The following is a 568-nucleotide window of genomic DNA, read 5'->3' as shown; positions in this document are numbered from 1 at the left end:
GCACCTGTTCCGCATTATCACAAGCGTGTCTTCGACCTCGTGATAGATTTTGGGACATCCCAGTCCCCAAAATCGACTCGGCCTTTGACAACCTATTTGTGCCCCAGCCGTCCTGGTCACCCAGCACTACGCAACAACTTCGCAAGCTCGTTGCTGCTCCGTACTTGGCTCCCAATGACTGGACGCCGCGTTCGGAGGCCTACTTTGTTTTCCCTCTGGCGCAAGGCACGCCGGGAAAACAGTGCGGCCTCGCGGCTACTGGGGTCTACCAGCCTTCGCTTCGCTCTCCATGGCTGGCAGCGAATGCCAGTTTGGGTATCGGCAGGTTCGTTACCGAGGACTGGAGAAAAACCGGATACAGGTGATGAGTCTGATGGCGATGGCTAACCTGTATCTTCAACGCCATGCGTTAGCCATATGATCATGGCCTCATTGCGCCTGGAATGTGGCAAACAAGGGAGAATCTACAGATAATCCCCATTCATATTTCAAAAAACAGCCGATTTGCATTGAAATACGAAAATCACTGATTCGATCAGAGCTTCCTTAGTTACCGTCTATAAATAGC

Annotated in this window: 1 protein-coding gene and 1 pseudogene; both read left to right on the top strand. The window is 51.9% G+C overall.

Annotated elements, in window-relative coordinates; all coding sequences use genetic code 11:
* Positions 1-365, top strand: a 365-nt coding sequence (locus tag ACOCD2_RS25400; protein WP_419626396.1) for a hypothetical protein, incomplete at its 5' end; no start/stop codon positions are given.
* Positions 311-421 (top strand): annotated as a pseudogene (locus ACOCD2_RS25395) (IS5/IS1182 family transposase); the annotation flags it as partial. The gene ACOCD2_RS25400 and the pseudogene ACOCD2_RS25395, both read left to right, overlap by 55 nt.
* Between the last annotated feature and the right edge of the window lie 147 nt (positions 422-568).

The sequence above is a fragment of the Thiolapillus sp. genome (assembly GCF_048562965.1).
GTDB lineage: Bacteria > Pseudomonadota > Gammaproteobacteria > Chromatiales > Chromatiaceae > Thiolapillus > Thiolapillus brandeum_A.
This window is presented reverse-complemented; position numbering and strand designations above follow the sequence as displayed.